Genomic DNA, 16613 nt, shown 5'->3' on the forward strand with positions numbered 1-16613 from the left:
CGGAGGAATAGACATGTCAATCAGTCAAGTTGTGACAGATTTTATTAGTTTAGCCATTCAATCTGGTGGTTGGATGGACTTGGATCGAATTTATTTAGAAAATAAATTATTGGCTTTAATCGGTGAAGATGTGTTAACAGAAAGAAAAGTTCGGGTGGTTACTGAGAACAGCCTTGATTTGCTGGAAAAATTATTAGCTCAAGCACTTGAGAACCAATTAATAGCTGATATCCCGGCAGAACGAGATATCTTAGAAGCTCAAATCATGGATTTGCTAACGCCACCACCATCAGTGGTAAATGCTTATTTTGCCCAATACTACTCAAAAGATCCAAAAATTGCTACTGACTATTTTTATAATTTAAGTCGTGACAATAATTATATTAAGACTCGGGAAATTGCTCAAAATATTATTTTTCCTACTGAAACAGACTACGGTACCTTAGAAATCACCATTAATTTGTCGAAACCAGAAAAAGATCCAAAACAAATTGCTGCTGAAAGAAATGCTGTCAAAGTCGATTATCCAAAATGTTTATTATGTATGGAAAATGAAGGATATAAAGGTCGTCTAAATTATCCTGCTCGAACAAATCACCGGATTATTCGAATGAATTTAGATGGAGAGTCTTGGGGCTTACAATATTCACCTTATGCTTATTATGACGAGCATTGCATTATTTTGTCGGAAGAACATCGGCCGATGAAAATTAACCAAGCAACCTTTACACGACTGTTGAAAATTGTTGAAGTCTTGCCTCACTATATGGTGGGCTCTAATGCTGATTTACCAATTGTCGGAGGCTCGATTTTATCTCATGACCATTATCAAGGGGGCCGTCATACTTTTCCGATGGCGGTTGCTGAGATCGAACATGCTTTTAATTTAACAGGTTTTCCTGAAGTAAATGCAGGGATCGTTAAATGGCCGATGTCTGTAATTCGACTAACCAGTAAAAATTCTCAAGATTTAAGTCTAGCAGCAGATTATGTTTTAAAACAATGGCAAAAATATACGGATTCCACGGTGGAAGTTGTTGCTGAAACAACTGATGGCGTTCAACATCATACCATCACACCGATTGCGCGAAAGGTCGATGAGGTCTTTCAAATTGATTTAGTTTTACGGGATAATAATGTTTCAGAACAATATCCTGACGGGATTTTTCATCCTCATCCTGATGTTCAGCATATTAAAAAAGAAAATATTGGTTTGATCGAAGTAATGGGTCTAGCTATCTTACCACCTCGTTTGAAACCCGAATTAGCTGAGGTTGAAAAGTATTTATTAGATCAACCCAATAAAATCTCTGAATATCATCTTGCCTGGGCAGATAACCTGAAGCAAGAAAAAGAAATCACCACAGAAAATGTAGAAAAAGTTGTTCAAGAGGCAGTTGGTCAGGTTTTTGCACGTGTCTTAGAAGACGCGGGTGTCTTTAAGCGGAATGAAAAAGGTCAAAATGCTTTTAAAAAATTTACTGATTCTTTGTAGGGGGAGAAAATATGGCAACAATTCGTGATATTGCCAAACAAGCCGGTGTTTCACCAGCCACAGTCTCTCGTGTATTAAATTATGATGCGACCTTATCTGTCGGTGAGCAAACAAAAGCTAAAGTTTTTGCTACGGCAGAGGAATTGAACTATACCAAACACAAACGCCCAAATAAAAAAGAAGCGACCGTCATTCGTTTGCTCCAATGGTATGACAGTCAAGAAGAATTGGCAGATTTATACTATTATTCGATTCGAATGGGGATTGAGAAAAAAGCAGAAGAGCTGAATATCCAGTTATTGAGAGAGTCTTTTGAACAGTTATCAGAAACAGTTGTAAATGGAACCATTGCAGTGGGAAAATTTGATACTGAGCAGATTCAAAAATTAAAAAAACTGGATGACCATTTGTTGCTCGTTGATTTTGATGGGACTGCAGCAAATGTTGACTCTATTATTGTTGATTTTGAAGCAAGTATTGGAAAACTCCTGGCCTTCTTCCAAGAAAAATCTTTTAAACATGTGGCTATTTTAAGTGGCAAGGAATATACAAAAGGTAGCCAGCAAGAAATTCCCGATCCCCGATTGAAGTTTTTTAAAGCTTCAAGTACTCAGCAAAATTTATTAGCTGATTATATCGTTGCTGATCATTTTTCCGTTGAGGCAGGAAAAAAAGCCATCAAACTATTTTTAAAGGAAAAAAGAGCTATTCCTGAAGTGTTTTTTTGTGCTAGTGACGCATTAGCGATTGGTGCGATGCAGGCGTTAAAGAAAAAAGGTTATCTCATTCCAAAAGACGTTTCAATTGTTGGTTTTAATGACATCAGTGTGGCGCAATATTTATCACCACCGTTAACAACGATTAAGGTTGAAACTGATTGGATGGGCGAATTAGCAGTAACAACTATGTTAGAAAATATTAAAGAGCCGCCACCAGTTTCTCGTAAAATTATGTTAAGTACAAAATTAATAATAAGAGATTCAGTCAGCTAATCTTTAAAAGCAAAGTAGTTCAGTCTGCTTTGCTTTTTTGGTGAAACACAGAGGCTATAACCAAAAACTATTTTATGTTAAACTATCGTTATCTTAAAAAAGCGAGGAAAGAAAATGAAAGTTTTAGCCATGGATACATCTAACCAAGCCTTAACAGTTGCGGTAGTGGTAGATGATCAAGTCATTGCTAATTTCCAATTAAATAAAAAAACCAACCATAGTTTAACTTTGATGCCTGCTATTGAGGCAGTTATGAAAGCCAGTGATTTAGTTCCAGCTGATTTGGATCGAATCGTGGTGGCAAAGGGACCAGGGTCATATACTGGTATTAGGATTGCCGTAACAACTGCAAAAACATTGGCCAAAACGTTAGATATTGAATTGGTAGGGGTATCAAGTTTGGCTGGAATTGCAGCAAATATTCTAACGGATGAATTGATTGTACCGATCTTTGATGCCCGTCGAAATAATGTTTACGCGGGAATTTATCAATGGCAAGACAATAAGCTGACAAATGTATTACCAGACCAACATATTCCTCTGCCTGAGTTATTAAATAAATTACAACAAAAAGCTATTTTTGTGGGGGAAGCTGAAAAGTTCTTGTCAGACATTCAAACGATGATTCCTGACGCAAAAGTTACAATAAGTCAGTTGAATTTACCTAGCGGCGCAGTCTTGGCCAAATTAGCAGAGGACTTTTTGCCGGAAAACAATATTGATGGTTTTGTTCCAGCCTATTTAAAACGTGTAGAAGCAGAAGAAAAATGGTTAGCTACCCATGAAGCAGGCAGTGACTATGTTGAAAAAGTTTAGCGGATTTTTAAGAAGTTTAATTTACGGACAACAGCCAAACTTTACGCCAAAAGAAGTTATCATAAACAATGAAACTTTTTTTGTGAGAACGATGAAAAATAGCGATGTATCAATGGTTATTGAATTGGAAAAAGATGTTTACGCTGGTTTTGCTCCGTGGAGTAAAAGTGCCTTTATTTCTGAAATTTATTCTCCAATGATTCATCTATATTTGTGTGTGTTCAAAGAAAGTGAGCTGGTAGCTTTTATTGGTAGTCGGGTCATGTCTGGAGACAATCATATTACAAATGTTGCAGTTAAACCAAGCTATCAAAATAAAAAGATTGGCGGCTATTTATTGGCAGAAACAGAAAAATTTGCACGATCTTATCACTGCCAAACGATGTCATTAGAAGTGCGGGCATCAAATCATGCGGCCCAAAGACTTTATCGTCGTTTTGGTTTTGATTTGGCTCAGGTTCACGTAAATTATTATACAGAAGACCAAGAAGACGCTTTGGAAATGGTGAAAAAAATAGATGATTAAGGATGAAGTACCACAAATAGTCTGGGATATTTGCCAAACTGCATACGAATACGGTAGTCCATGGCAGATCCGTGATTTCGAAAGTGACTTAGCACTTGACCACAGTCATTATTTTTTTGCCGGCAATGATCTGTCAGAGGCATTTTTAAGTATCCACCATGTTTTAGATGAGATTGAAATTACCAATATTGCCACTAAACAAAAGGGCTTAGGCAGTGAACTATTGAAGAAACTAATTGAGTTTGCAGAGTCGCAACAAGTCAAAACTATTTTTTTAGAAGTAAGAGAGTCAAATCTTCAGGCACAAAACTTTTATTTAAAAAAAGGTTTTGAGAAAATTGGTCAGCGGAAAAATTATTATCATCAACCCACGGAAAATGCGGTATTGATGGCCTTAAAGGTAGGAAAAGAAAATGGATAGAGAATTAATATTAGCAATCGAAAGTAGCTGTGATGAAACCAGTGTCGCAGTAATTGAAAATGGCAATCAAATTTTATCAAATATTGTCGCATCGCAAATTAATAGCCATAAACGTTTTGGCGGAGTCGTACCAGAAGTGGCTAGTCGTCATCATGTGGAACAAATTACTCTTTGCTTAGAAGATGCACTGACTGAAGCAAAGGTAACAGCAAAAGATCTATCAGCAGTTGCGGTAACGTATGGTCCTGGTTTGGTTGGGGCATTATTAATAGGCTTAAGTGCTGCTAAAGCTTTTGCTTGGGCGAACAATTTACCACTGATTCCAGTAAATCATATGGCGGGACATATTTATGCAGCAAAATTAGTTAAACCCTTGAATTTCCCGTTGATGGCTTTATTAGTCAGCGGTGGTCATACTGAATTGGTTTACATGGCAAAAGATGGTTCTTATGAAATTATTGGTGAAACACGAGATGATGCTGCCGGAGAAGCTTATGACAAAGTTGGACGGGTGTTGGGTTTAAGCTATCCTAGCGGTCGTGAAATCGATCAATTGGCGCATCTTGGAAAGGATACTTATCATTTTCCTCGTGCCATGTTAAAAGAAGACAATTATGATTTTAGCTTTAGCGGACTGAAAAGTGCCTTTATAAATTTAGTACATAATGCCGAACAACGAAATGAAATATTAATTAAAGAAGACTTGGCCGCTAGTTTTCAAGCTAGTGTAATCGAAACGTTGGTGACTAAAACTTTACGGGCTTGTACCGAATATGATGTAAATCAATTGGTTCTAGCCGGTGGCGTTGCAGCTAATCAAGGCTTAAGAGAGAAATTTAGTCAAGAAATTGCTGAATATTTTCCTGAATTAGACTTTGTTGTACCACCTCTACGTTTGTGTGGCGATAATGCAGCCATGATTGGTGCTGCTGCTGAAATCGAAATGCAACAACAACAGTTTGCAGCTATGGACTTAAATGCTGACCCAAGTTTGGCTTTTGAACACATCTAATTTAAGAATCGTCGAAAAATATTCGACGATTCTTTATTTTGCTTGAAATTTGCAAAAACATCATGTAAAATGAATAAAAATAAATTTTAAATGAATATTTTGATTAAATATTCACGCGGAGGTAGTTTATGTATTCAATATTTCAAGGGAAAAGTTTCTTAAAAGAATTGGATTTTAACCAGGCAGAGCTGAATAATTTGATAGATTTCGCAGCTCATTTAAAGCACTTGAAACAACAAAATATCCAACACCATTATTTAGCAGGAAAAAATATTGCTTTACTATTTGAAAAAACGTCCACTAGAACCCGCGCGGCTTTCACTACAGCAGCGATTGATTTAGGTGCGCATCCAGAGTTTTTAGGAAAAAATGATATTCAATTAGGAAAAAAAGAATCGGTTGCCGATACAGCAAAGGTTTTAGGCAGTATGTTTGATGGGATTGAATTCCGAGGCTTTTCACAAGCAGTTGTGGAAGATTTAGCTAAGTATTCAGGGGTACCGGTATGGAATGGTTTAACAGATGATTGGCATCCTACTCAAATGTTAGCCGATTTTTTAACCATTAAAGAACAATTTGGAACTTTAGAGAATCTTACTTTGGCTTATGTTGGAGATGGTAGAAATAATGTTGCTAATTCTTTATTAATTACCGGAGCAATTTTAGGTGTAAATATTCATATCGTCACACCTGAAAGTTTATATCCGAAAGAGGAATTAATTGCTTTAGCAGAAAAAACGGCAGCTCAATCCGGTGCAAAAATTCTGATTACAGCAGATATTGATGAAGGTGTTTCAGGAGCAGATGTGATTTATACTGATGTGTGGGTATCTATGGGTGAAGAAGACAATTATCAAGAACGGATTGATTTGTTATTGCCTTATCAGGTGAACCAAACATTGATGAATAAAACGAAAAATAATAAAACTATCTTCTTACATTGCTTACCAGCTTTTCATGATTTAAATACGGAAGTAGCTTTAGAAATCAAAGAAAAATATGGCTTGAGCGAAATGGAAGTCACTGATGAAGTCTTTAATGCGCCATATGCTCATCAATTTGAACAAGCAGAGAATCGAATGCATACGATTAAAGCGGTGATGGCTGCAACTTTAGGAAATTTATTTATTCCGAAAGCATAATTGACTAGCCAGATGGAAAAATATTTGATAAGATGAGTTCAAATATTTATTTCATCGTAGAAAAAGAATTGTTTATCGGAAATTTTTAGCGAGTCTGGGTTAGTGAAAGCCAGATAAATGGAAGGTAAAGATCGCACTTTTGAGATGAAACGGCAGCTACCGTTATAGAAAAGTAGGTCGTTTTACGACAATAAGAGTGGTACCGCGGGAATTCTCGTCTCTGATGTTTTTACATCAGGGACTTTTTTTGCGTTTAAGGGAGGAAACAGGAATGAATAATAAAGAAATCGTAGCAAAAGCATTACAAGCAGCAATTGGTGATGAATTATCTTATGATCAAATCGTTAATTTTTTAGAAAAACCGAAATCAGCCGACCATGGAGATGTAGCATTTCCAACTTTTGCCTTAGCTAAAATTTTTAGAAAAGCGCCACAACAAATTGCAGCAGACATCGCTGAGAAAATTGATTCAACTGATTTTGAAAAAATTGAAGTTGTCGGACCTTATTTAAACTTCTTTATGAACAAAACAGTTATTAGTCAAGCCGTTTTAAAAGAAGTAGTTGCTAACGGGAATCATTTTGGTGACAGCAATATTGGTAATGAAAACAATGTCACGATTGATATGTCTTCGCCAAATATTGCCAAACCAATTTCGATGGGCCATCTACGTTCAACAGTTATCGGGAATTCAATTAGTTTGATTTTAGCAAAAATTGGTTATCAACCAGTAAAAATCAATCATTTAGGAGATTGGGGAACTCAATTCGGTAAATTAATTGTTGCCTATAAAAAATGGGGATCTGCTGAAGCCGTTAAGGCTGCGCCAATTACCGAGTTATTGCGTTTGTATGTTGAGTTTCATGAAAGAGCTGAGACAGAACCGGTATTAAATGACGAAGCACGAGCTTGGTTTAAAAAACTAGAAGAAGATGATGCAGAAGCCTTAGAGTTATGGCAATGGTTTAGAGATGAATCATTAAAAGAGTTTAATAATATTTATGATATGTTAGGTATTACCTTTGATTCTTTCAACGGTGAAGCTTTTTATAATGACAAAATGGCTGAAGTAGTAACTATGTTGGAAGAAAAACATTTATTGAAAGAAGATCAAGGGGCAGAAATTGTTGATCTTGAAGCGTATAATTTAAATCCAGCTTTGATTAAAAAATCTGATGGTGCAACTTTGTATATCACTCGCGACTTAGCAGCAGCGATTTATCGCAAACGGACTTACAACTTTGAAAAATCTTTATACGTCGTTGGAAACGAACAAACCGTTCACTTTAAGCAATTAAAAGCAGTTTTAAAAGAAATGGGCTTTGATTGGTCTGATAATATGGAACATATAAAATTTGGTCTAATTACTAAGGATGGTAAAAAATTATCTACTCGTAAAGGGAAGATTGTTTTACTGGAAGAAGTTTTGAATGAAGCAAAAGACTCGGCGTTACAACAAATTGTTGAAAAAAATCCTGATCTGCCAAATAAAGAAGAAGTAGCTCATCAAGTCGGTGTTGGAGCTGTAATTTTCCATGATTTGAAAAATGATCGCTTAAATAATTTTGATTTTGACTTAAAAGAGGTCGTTCGTTTTGAAGGGGAAACAGGGCCATATGTACAATATACACACGCGCGGGCAATGACAATTTTAGAAAAAGCCAACTTTAAGCCAGATGCGAAAGTGAGTTATCAATTAAATGACGCTGATAGCTGGGAAATCATCAAACTATTACAAACTTACCCAGAAACAGTCACTCAAGCTGCGGATCAGTATGAGCCATCAGTTATTGCAAAACATGCGATTAAATTGGCGCAAGCCTTTAATAAATATTATGCCCATACAAAAGTATTGGTAGAAGATCAAGGAAAAGAAGCACGTCTTGCTTTAGTTTATGCGGTAACAGTAATCTTGAAAGAAGATTTAAGATTGCTAGGCGTAGAAGCGCCTAACAAAATGTAACTTTTTAACGGAGATTAGTGTCTCCGTTTTTTTTTCCGCAAATTTTCATATAACTGTCAAGACACCTAATGGTTGTGTTATAATTAACAGGCAATTATCAAAATATTTTGAATGAAAAGAGGGAAAAGAGTGAAATTTTTACGGGGATTATTTGTATTAGCTTTTTTGGGCGTTTTAGCAGGTTGTGGCAATGGTAGTGAAACGTCGAAATCTGATAATCAAGGAGATAGTGGGAAAATTGCTTTGGTTCTCGGCTTTGGCGGTGTGGATGATCGTTCTTTCAATCAAGCTGGCTGGGAAGGTTTAGAAGCTTGGGGCAAAGAAAAAGGATTGACTGAGAAAAAAGATTTTACTTATATTGAAACCAATGAACCAGCAGACAATAGTACAAATATTGCCAATGCAGTCGAAAATGGATTTCAAACCATTATTAGTTTGAGCTATTTACAAGCCGATGCTATTAAAGAAGCGGCTGAACAAAATCCGAGTTTAAATTTTGCTTTAGTAGATGGTGAAGTGGAAGATGTTGATAATGTAGTGTCAGCTACCTTTAATGATCAAGAAAGTGCGTATCTAGCCGGATTAGCGGCAGCTTATTCAACTACAACAGGTCAAGTCGGGTTTATCGGCGGTATGGAAGGGCCAGTTATTGCACGTTTTGAAAAAGGTTTTGAAGCCGGTGTTGCTGCTGGCGCAGAAGCGTTAGAAAAAGAAATTACTGTTAATAGTCAATATGCTGCTTCGTATGATGCGCCTGATCGGGGGAAAGCAATTGCTGCTTCAATGTATGAAGCTGGAGCCGATATCATTTATCAAGCAGCTGGTAGCACTGGTGCTGGTGTTTTCCAAGAAGCAAAGGCCCGCAACGAAAATAATCAAGATCAAAAAGTTTGGGTAATTGGTGTTGATCGTGATCAATCTGATGAAGGAGATTACGAGATGGCTGATGGTAGTACAGGAAATTTCTGCCTGACTTCAACTAAAAAGAATGTTGGCTCAGCGGTTGAAGAAATTGCTAATTATTCCTATACCGACAAATTTCCTGGGGGGAAACTTTTGACTTTTGGTCTTAAAGAAGATGGTGTTGATTTAACTGATGGGCAATTAAATGAAGAAACGTTAACTGCCGTAAATGCTGCCAGAGAAAAAATAATTAGTGGTGAACTAATTGTTCCAGAAAAATAAATCAAAGGGCTGTGGCGAATTTCGTCATAGCCCTTTGATTATGGGGAATTGTATTGCTAATTATTTACGTTGCAACTGAAATGTTCAACCAAACAATTTTATTTTTTGATTCTCTTTTGCCAAATACTCAACCAGTTCATCAAGATTTTTTACGCATAAATCCGCTCCCCAATGGTGAAATTGGTCCTCTAAATTCACGATCAAGCGCTGTTTTTGTCGTACATCCAAAGCTTCATATTCTGCTTGCGACAAGCCCATTTCCGAACTGCCCTCAATCACTGCTACAGTAAACACGCCGGCATTTTTTCCTTCTTCAATATCTGAGCGAGTATCGCCGACCTTTACTACTTCTTTTAAGGAAAGGTTTTTAAAGTGTTGCATATTCTGATAAATCATATAAGGATAAGGTCGTCCTAAATTTTCTACCTCATCGGGTGTCACAATAAAATCTGGAGAATAACCCTGTTTTTGCGCTTCTGCGGCTACGATTTCCATCATTTGACGGGTGTAGCCAGTGGTAGAGCCGATGTTAAAACCTTCTTGCTTTAAAGCCTTCATGACTTGCAACGTTTCTGGTTTTAATTGGGAATTTACTGCTAGATCACTAAATAAATATTTTTCAAAAGCTGCATAAATAATTGCCACATCTTTTTCAGTAGGCAGTTTTTGATAATGGGCTAGCCATTGCTCTTGTACTTTTTGACTATTGATAAGTGTCCGAGTGTGGTCTATTTTTAATTGCCCCATTGGTTCACGAATTTCTTGGTTGGTTAATTCTATTTTGTGTGCGATAAATGCTTTTTTAAAGGCATTGACTGGAGCCATACAACCGTAGTCAACTGTGGTTCCAGCCCAATCAAAAATAACTGTATTAAATGACATTTGCAACCTCCTGATAAGTAGCGATAACTTCAGTTAATTTTTGGATATCTGTGGGATAAATTTCACCGATATTGCCGATTCTAAAACAATCTATTTGGCTGATTTTCCCAGGATAAATCACAAAACCATGATCTTTTAAATGCTGATAAAAATTGGTAAACGAGAAATTTTTTGTTGGAAACATGAAGGAGGTAATAAACGGTCCTTGATGCTCGGATAAGTAGCTTTCATACCCAAGATCAGCCATATTTTCTCTTAATAACTGATTGTTGGCCAAATAACGTAAATGTCTTTGGTTGATGCCGCCTTCCTTTCTTAATTCTTTTAAAGCTTCCAAAAAGGCTAACACTGTATGGGTGGGAGAAGTGAATCGCCATTTACCATCTTTTTCCATCACTTGATATTGATCATACAGATCTAATGAAAGTGTCCGAGCATGGTTTTTTCGTTTCTCCAAAGCTATTTTTTTAGCAATTACAAAAGAAAATCCTGGCACCCCTTGAATACATTTATTGCTACTGGAAACCAAAAAATCAATCTTTAAAGCAGCTACATCTAATTCAATTCCTCCAAAACTAGACATGGCATCAACAATGAAGAGTAAATTGTTTTCTTTTGCCACTTTTGAAATTTCTGTTAAAGGATTCAATATTCCAGAAGTTGTTTCACTATGGACGATGGCTAAAGCCGAAATTTCTGGATAGCTGATTAAAATATTTTCAATATCATTTGCTCTTGGCACTTCATTTTCATTGACTTCGTAGACATAATAACTTAATCCGTGACGCTCCGCCATTTGAACCATACGGTGACCATAGGCACCATTTACACAAATTAATACTATATCTGTGGGTGCAATGACTGAACTTAATACAGATTCAACACCAAAACTGCCACTTCCTTGCATCAAAACCGTTGTGTATTCAGCTGATGTGACATGGGCCAGTTGCAATAATTCTTGACGAATCGTTTGTGTGATTTCTTTATATTTTTGATCCCAAGTACAATGATCAACTAACATTGCTTGCTTAACACTGTCAGTGGTGGTTAAAGGACCTGGGGTTAATAATTTATAATTCATAAATGAAACTCCTAATCAATTAATTTTTGATGTTCTGCTAAAAGCTCTGCAGTTAATGTTTGTGGAAAAATTTTATTCTTTGCTGCGGTATCTAAGTCTTGGTTTTCTTCACCTTGATAAAGGGGACTTGGATAAATTTCCAACAGATTATTACGACCTTTAGATAAAATTGTATTGAGCATTTTTTGTGCTTTTGGATTGGTAGCTTCACCTTTGTCAACTAAAGCCAGTGATTCTGTTAAGCTATAAGTTCCTTCGGTTGGTTCAACGTAATCAATCGGCAAACCTTCGTTTTTGTCTTTGACTGCTTGGTGTCTTAAGCCAAAACCAATGGCTACTTCGCCTAAACGAACTTTTTTAATTGGTCCCGAACCGGAAGCTTCTAGATGATCGCCGGTATTTTTATAAATGTCTGCTAGAATTTCTTTGGCTTCTTTTTCACCATAGTTATCGATTAGCGCTTGGAATAATAACCAAGCAGTTGAAGATTGTTTAATATCAGAAATTGACAAAGCACCTTTATAAACAGGTTTTGCTAAATCTTTTAAACTAGCAGGAATAGGTAATCCTTTTTCTTTTAACGCTTCCGTATTATAAAAAATTGTTCCTTCTTGAACCGTAAATGGCGCGGTATAATTTGGAATTGTGTCTAAAGGCTCTAAGGTTGTATTGACTGGTTTGAACATTTTTTTACTATCTTGTGCACTCGTTAAATAAAAAGTACTCATAGTCACTAAATCAGTTTCAATATTTGTCCCTTCAGATAGCATTTTGCTACCTAATTCTGAAGTACCAAAAGACTGTAAAACATACTGATCTTGATAACCATTTTGATCCAAGACATTTTTAATTACTTCGACCGGTTCTTCATCGGCATTAGTGTAAATCACTACTTTGTCGTCTTGTGGATCTTTTTCTGCTTGCGAGCTGCTGCAAGCGCCGAATAATAATGCTGAAATAGTGAGTCCAATTGCTACGAGTGTTTTCTTTTTCATTTGTTAAGCTCCTTTTTATTAATTGAATCGTTCCTTGCACTAAAACATTAATTATTAATATAGAGAGTGAAAGGAAAAATATATCGTTAAAACGACCGAAATGTTGAAGTTCTTTCAACTTAGCCGTCATAACCATTGTATTGGCACTAGTTAAGAAAATTAGCGCTGAAATTGTTACCATACCGTTAACAAAGTAATAACTAAACATATCTAATAAAGTGATTTTTGAATTGGGAATCAACACGCGACGGATGGTGGTTAACCAAGAATCTCCCATTAATCGTCCGGTATTCTCCCAATTCTGATTCATTTTTTGCAAACCATCTTTAGCCATCTGATAAGGAGTAGCAAAATAGTGAACCATTGTGACAAAAATTAAAATTGGTAAACCATTGTGTAAAGCTGTTCCACTAAACAGTAGTAAATAAGCAATCCCTAAAACCATTCCAGGAATTGAGTTAGTTACTGTTGCGAAACTATCAATTAATTGATTCAACTTATTAGGCTTTTCCCGTGCAGTAAATAAGGCTGCCGTATAAGCTAAAATAGTTCCAAAAATCGCAGTTAAACCTGCAACCAATAAAGAATTTTTTAAAGTCAGCAATAACGTTTGGTCTTGCCTGAATACTGTAAAGTGCGCCATGGTCGGTACTAAATCGTATGGCCACATTTTTACGAAAGGAATAATCAGTAAAACTGCGAAAATTCCTAGTATGAATACATTCGTGAGTAAAAACATGCTTGCAAAAAAGCAATCCCGAATTTTATTTTCACGGATATTCTTTTGGGCAGTCTGGTCAAAAGCGACCACTTTCTTTTGCAGTCGATTTAAAATATAAATGCTAATAATAGAAGGTAATAGCATTGTTAAAGCAATCATGGCACCATATTGAAAATTCGGAATCGTCCCCATAAAACCCTCATACAATAAGGTAGTAATAAAAGGTGTCTGACCAGCCAAAGCCGTTGGGATACCAAAATCAGTAAAACTCATAAAAAATCCTTGCAAGAAAGCCACCACAATCACTGGTAGCATGGGTTGTAGAATCGTATTTTTAAGAGATTGCCAAATATTATCTTGCATTAATCTAGAAACAATAAATAAACGGGTATCCAAATAACGCATCGAATTATTCATTAGTAAAAATAAAGGTGGCAAGATATAGATAATAAATCCAAGAACTACACCTGAAGGACCATAAATTGAAAAATAGTGATGCAGATATTTCCCCCAAAGTCCTTGTGTGCCAAAAGCATAGATCAGGACAAAGCCATAGGTGATTGTTGGCATCAGCATTGGTAGCTGCAATACGTGACTTTGACTCTTTAAAAAGCGTTGATTGATACCGGTAAAATTATTTCCATAAGCTAATAAAAAGGCCAATAATGTCGCAATAGTGGCTGCTAAAATTGAAAAGAATAAACTATTTGCAAAAGCAACTTGCCAATCTTGGTTAAAGACTGCCAGAAACACTGTCCAATTATCTTTTCCTTCAAAAGGGAAAGCAGTAAAGAAAATGGATCCCACGGGTAAAAACAAAAATAGAAGAAAGAATCCAGTTAAGAGTATTTTTAAGCTTGTTTGTAAATTCAATTTATTCATAAGACATTCCCTGCGCCTGTCGGAATAGTTGCTGAATATTCTGCTGTTTTAAAGTTAATTGTTGAATGATGAACTCTTCAACAAATCGATTACTTGTTTGCGTAATAATTTCTGCTGGTGTACTACATTGAGCAATGGTGCCTTCGTCTAGGACAACAATTTTGTCGGACATAGTCATGGCTTCTTCTGGATCATGGGTGACGATGATGACCGTTAAATTTAGTTTTTTGGCGATTTCTTGGATTTTTTGCTTGATTGATTCCTTTATCACGCCATCTAAAGCAGAGAGAGGTTCATCTAACAGTAGGATTTCTGGTTTGGTCATTAAAGTACGGCCTAAAGCAACCCGTTGTTTTTGTCCGCCAGATAATTGTTGGATGGGTTTGTTTAAATGAGGCGATAAATTCAATAAATCAACCAATTCATTTATCTCGTTTTGGGGAACTTGTTTTTTCTTACAACCATAAGTTAGATTTTGATAAGCCGTTAAATTTGGAAATAAAGCATAGTCCTGAAACACGATATTAAAAGGACGCTTTTCCATCGGGACAGTGGTTATATCTTGGTTGTTAAAAAACAATTGTCCTTCTGTTGCTTGATCTAAACCTAAAATAATATTTAGTAAGGTTGTTTTGCCAGAACCAGATTGTCCTAGAATTGAAACAATTTCACCAGTTTCTATAGTTAAATTGATGTTTTTTAATACGGCTTGTTGATGAAAAGCTTTTGATAGATTCTTAATAACTAACACATGACTCACTCCTTTGATTTGAGTCTAGCGAAACAGTATTAAGTTCTGATCAACTTCATGAAAAATATAAATAAAGATTGTGATTAACTGATTGAGATTGTAAATTTTAAGTAAATAAAAAACTGGAAGTAAACAAAAATTTGTTTACTTCCAGTATTTTATTTAAAGTTTATGGTTGGTTGGATCGGTTAAAAATTGTTGGACATGTTCGGCATCTTTTTCTGTCCGTGAAATAATAAAAATGGTATCATAACTCGCCATTGTGGACACAACCAATGGATTATTTAGTTCATCTAAAACCGCAGCAACTAAATTGGCATTATCAGGCAAGGTAGTTACAATGGTCATGAATTGCACACGATCTACGTTAACGATGATTTCTTGTGACATCTTAATTAGTCGTTTCATCTCATCGTCTTCAGAAGGTTCAGGATTTTCTTGGAACAACTTAAACTGTGGCTGTCCAGTGTCATCAATAGTTTTGACAATTTTTAAATCACGAATGTCACGAGAAATGGTCGCTTGTGTCGCATGAATCCCTTCTTGATTTAATAAAGCCATTAATTCATTTTGGTTCCGAATGGGATTTTCTACAATGATTTTTTTAATTAAATTATGTCGATCAATTTTACGCATAAAAATTCTCCTAATTAAATTTTATGCACTAATTATAGCAGAACATTGTAAAAATATTTATAAATATTAGTTTCATCTGGGAAAATTATAAGAAAGAGAAAAAGTTGCTTTTCCCATTAGCCTACTGTATAATATTAAATTGTGTGTAGGAGACTACAGGCAAAAATCCACATCGTGATTAGATTATTTTTAAGGTGCTTTCTAATTAGAGAGTTTGAAAATGAGCTTTAAAAATCACGAGAGGAAAAAAACCAAAAACGGAGGAACACAAATGTCAGTATTATCTATGAAACAATTGTTAGAAGCCGGCGTACACTTTGGTCACCAAACACGTCGCTGGAACCCAAAAATGAAGAAATATATCTTCACAGAAAGAAATGGTATCTACATCATTGACTTACAAAAAACAGTTAAATTAGTAGATGCAGCTTACGATTACATGAAAAATGTTGCTGAAGATGGCGGCGTTGCATTATTCGTAGGAACTAAAAAACAAGCCCAAGAAGCAATTAAAGAAGAAGCTATCCGCTCTGGTCAGTACTTTGTAAACCACAGATGGTTAGGTGGAACTTTAACTAACTGGGATACTATCCAAAAACGTATCGCTCGTTTGAAACAAATCAATGCAATGGAAGCTGAAGGAACTTTTGAAGTCTTACCTAAAAAAGAAGTTGCTGGTTTGAACAAACAACGTGAACGTTTAGAAAAATTCTTAGGCGGTATCGCTGATATGCCTAGAATTCCTGATGTAATGTACATCGTGGACCCTCGTAAAGAACGTATTGCTGTGCAAGAAGCACACAAATTAAATATCCCAATCGTTGCAATGGTGGATACAAACTGTGATCCAGATGAAATCGATGTAGTTATCCCTTCAAATGATGATGCAATTCGCGCCGTGAAATTAATCACTGCAAAAATGGCTGACGCATTTATCGAAGGTAACCAAGGCGAAGATCAAATTGGTGCTGAAGATTTCGCAACAGAAGCTGGCGAACAAGCAACTTCAATCGAAGAAATCGTTGAAGCAGTAGAAGGCGACAACGCTACTACTGAATCAGCAGAATAATTTTGTAGCTTTAGCTGCTTCAAAGGTAAGGCTTTGAAGCAGCT

The 16613-nt window shown here is 36.0% G+C and carries 16 protein-coding genes; 10 read left to right on the forward strand and 6 right to left on the reverse strand.

The annotated features are described in order from the left end of the window. The first annotated feature begins 13 nt into the window (after positions 1 to 13). The 9 genes from galT to ID741_RS09510 all read left to right on the forward strand — a co-directional run bounded on the left by galT (position 14) and on the right by ID741_RS09510 (position 9552). The gene (gene galT / locus ID741_RS09470; RefSeq protein ID WP_438719810.1) at positions 14 to 1495 is read left to right on the forward strand and encodes a UDP-glucose--hexose-1-phosphate uridylyltransferase; all 1482 of its coding nucleotides are present in this window, start codon (positions 14 to 16) and stop codon (positions 1493 to 1495) included. A gap of 11 nt (positions 1496 to 1506) precedes the next feature. Further along, on the forward strand, positions 1507 to 2487 hold the full coding sequence (locus ID741_RS09475; protein ID WP_438719811.1) for a LacI family DNA-binding transcriptional regulator: 981 nt from the start codon (positions 1507 to 1509) through the stop codon (positions 2485 to 2487). 114 nt (positions 2488 to 2601) lie between these two features. Next, positions 2602 to 3303, forward strand: coding sequence for a tRNA (adenosine(37)-N6)-threonylcarbamoyltransferase complex dimerization subunit type 1 TsaB (gene tsaB, locus ID741_RS09480; protein WP_218325003.1), 702 nt, complete (start codon positions 2602 to 2604; stop codon positions 3301 to 3303). Next, positions 3287 to 3829 (forward strand): ribosomal protein S18-alanine N-acetyltransferase, encoded by a 543-nt coding sequence (gene rimI / locus ID741_RS09485; RefSeq protein ID WP_218325004.1) that lies wholly within the window; start codon positions 3287 to 3289, stop codon positions 3827 to 3829. Before tsaB ends, rimI (ID741_RS09485) begins: the two co-directional genes overlap by 17 nt. Beyond that, positions 3822 to 4250: a ribosomal protein S18-alanine N-acetyltransferase gene (gene rimI / locus ID741_RS09490; RefSeq protein WP_218325005.1), complete on the forward strand. Its 429-nt coding sequence runs from the start codon at positions 3822 to 3824 to the stop codon at positions 4248 to 4250. Before rimI (ID741_RS09485) ends, rimI (ID741_RS09490) begins: the two co-directional genes overlap by 8 nt. Beyond that, positions 4243 to 5262 (forward strand): tRNA (adenosine(37)-N6)-threonylcarbamoyltransferase complex transferase subunit TsaD, encoded by a 1020-nt coding sequence (tsaD, locus tag ID741_RS09495; RefSeq protein ID WP_218325006.1) that lies wholly within the window; start codon positions 4243 to 4245, stop codon positions 5260 to 5262. The genes rimI (ID741_RS09490) and tsaD overlap by 8 nt, the downstream gene beginning before the upstream one ends. A 128-nt stretch (positions 5263 to 5390) precedes the next feature. Continuing rightward, complete coding sequence (gene argF / locus ID741_RS09500; RefSeq protein WP_218325007.1) at positions 5391 to 6404, forward strand: ornithine carbamoyltransferase; 1014 nt, start codon at positions 5391 to 5393, stop codon at positions 6402 to 6404. A 271-nt stretch (positions 6405 to 6675) separates the two neighbouring features. Further along, positions 6676 to 8367: an arginine--tRNA ligase gene (argS, locus tag ID741_RS09505; protein ID WP_218325008.1), complete on the forward strand. Its 1692-nt coding sequence runs from the start codon at positions 6676 to 6678 to the stop codon at positions 8365 to 8367. Between the two features lie 111 nt (positions 8368 to 8478). Next, positions 8479 to 9552, forward strand: coding sequence for a BMP family lipoprotein (locus ID741_RS09510; protein WP_438719812.1), 1074 nt, complete (start codon positions 8479 to 8481; stop codon positions 9550 to 9552). Positions 9553 to 9636: 84 nt separating this feature from the next. Here ID741_RS09510 and phnX read toward each other — a convergent pair whose 3' ends face one another. The 6 genes from phnX to ID741_RS09540 form a co-directional block, all read right to left on the reverse strand. Beyond that, entirely contained in the window at positions 9637 to 10434 is a 798-nt protein-coding gene (gene phnX / locus ID741_RS09515; protein WP_438719813.1) for a phosphonoacetaldehyde hydrolase, read from the reverse strand. Continuing rightward, positions 10424 to 11515, reverse strand: coding sequence for a 2-aminoethylphosphonate--pyruvate transaminase (gene phnW, locus ID741_RS09520; RefSeq protein ID WP_438719814.1), 1092 nt, complete (start codon positions 11513 to 11515; stop codon positions 10424 to 10426). The genes phnX and phnW overlap by 11 nt, the downstream gene beginning before the upstream one ends. Before the next feature lie 11 nt (positions 11516 to 11526). Then, the gene (locus ID741_RS09525) at positions 11527 to 12510 is read right to left on the reverse strand and encodes an extracellular solute-binding protein (protein ID WP_438719815.1); all 984 of its coding nucleotides are present in this window, start codon (positions 12508 to 12510) and stop codon (positions 11527 to 11529) included. Beyond that, positions 12392 to 14113 (reverse strand): ABC transporter permease subunit, encoded by a 1722-nt coding sequence (locus ID741_RS09530; RefSeq protein ID WP_438719816.1) that lies wholly within the window; start codon positions 14111 to 14113, stop codon positions 12392 to 12394. The genes ID741_RS09525 and ID741_RS09530 overlap by 119 nt, the downstream gene beginning before the upstream one ends. Beyond that, positions 14106 to 14864 (reverse strand): ABC transporter ATP-binding protein, encoded by a 759-nt coding sequence (locus tag ID741_RS09535; RefSeq protein ID WP_218325014.1) that lies wholly within the window; start codon positions 14862 to 14864, stop codon positions 14106 to 14108. The genes ID741_RS09530 and ID741_RS09535 overlap by 8 nt, the downstream gene beginning before the upstream one ends. Positions 14865 to 15026: 162 nt before the next feature. Beyond that, entirely contained in the window at positions 15027 to 15500 is a 474-nt protein-coding gene (locus tag ID741_RS09540) for an arginine repressor (protein ID WP_218325015.1), read from the reverse strand. 271 nt (positions 15501 to 15771) lie between these two features. Here ID741_RS09540 and rpsB point away from each other — a divergent pair, with 271 nt between their 5' ends. Then, positions 15772 to 16569: a 30S ribosomal protein S2 gene (gene rpsB / locus ID741_RS09545; RefSeq protein ID WP_218325016.1), complete on the forward strand. Its 798-nt coding sequence runs from the start codon at positions 15772 to 15774 to the stop codon at positions 16567 to 16569. Positions 16570 to 16613 lie beyond the last annotated feature (44 nt).

The organism is Enterococcus sp. AZ103, from assembly GCF_051714685.1.
Lineage (GTDB): Bacteria > Bacillota > Bacilli > Lactobacillales > Enterococcaceae > Enterococcus_A > Enterococcus_A alishanensis.

Coding starts and splice junctions, on each gene's coding strand:
- phnX (WP_438719813.1), bottom strand. CDS start 10,434: ATGTCATTTAATACAGTTATTTTTGATTGGGCTGGAACCACAGTTGAC.
- galT (WP_438719810.1), top strand. CDS start 14: ATGTCAATCAGTCAAGTTGTGACAGATTTTATTAGTTTAGCCATTCAA.
- rimI (WP_218325004.1), top strand. CDS start 3,287: ATGTTGAAAAAGTTTAGCGGATTTTTAAGAAGTTTAATTTACGGACAA.
- rimI (WP_218325005.1), top strand. CDS start 3,822: ATGATTAAGGATGAAGTACCACAAATAGTCTGGGATATTTGCCAAACT.
- ID741_RS09510 (WP_438719812.1), top strand. CDS start 8,479: ATGAAAAGAGGGAAAAGAGTGAAATTTTTACGGGGATTATTTGTATTA.
- tsaB (WP_218325003.1), top strand. CDS start 2,602: ATGAAAGTTTTAGCCATGGATACATCTAACCAAGCCTTAACAGTTGCG.
- rpsB (WP_218325016.1), top strand. CDS start 15,772: ATGTCAGTATTATCTATGAAACAATTGTTAGAAGCCGGCGTACACTTT.
- ID741_RS09540 (WP_218325015.1), bottom strand. CDS start 15,500: ATGCGTAAAATTGATCGACATAATTTAATTAAAAAAATCATTGTAGAA.
- phnW (WP_438719814.1), bottom strand. CDS start 11,515: ATGAATTATAAATTATTAACCCCAGGTCCTTTAACCACCACTGACAGT.
- ID741_RS09530 (WP_438719816.1), bottom strand. CDS start 14,113: ATGAATAAATTGAATTTACAAACAAGCTTAAAAATACTCTTAACTGGA.
- argF (WP_218325007.1), top strand. CDS start 5,391: ATGTATTCAATATTTCAAGGGAAAAGTTTCTTAAAAGAATTGGATTTT.
- ID741_RS09525 (WP_438719815.1), bottom strand. CDS start 12,510: ATGAAAAAGAAAACACTCGTAGCAATTGGACTCACTATTTCAGCATTA.
- tsaD (WP_218325006.1), top strand. CDS start 4,243: ATGGATAGAGAATTAATATTAGCAATCGAAAGTAGCTGTGATGAAACC.
- argS (WP_218325008.1), top strand. CDS start 6,676: ATGAATAATAAAGAAATCGTAGCAAAAGCATTACAAGCAGCAATTGGT.
- ID741_RS09475 (WP_438719811.1), top strand. CDS start 1,507: ATGGCAACAATTCGTGATATTGCCAAACAAGCCGGTGTTTCACCAGCC.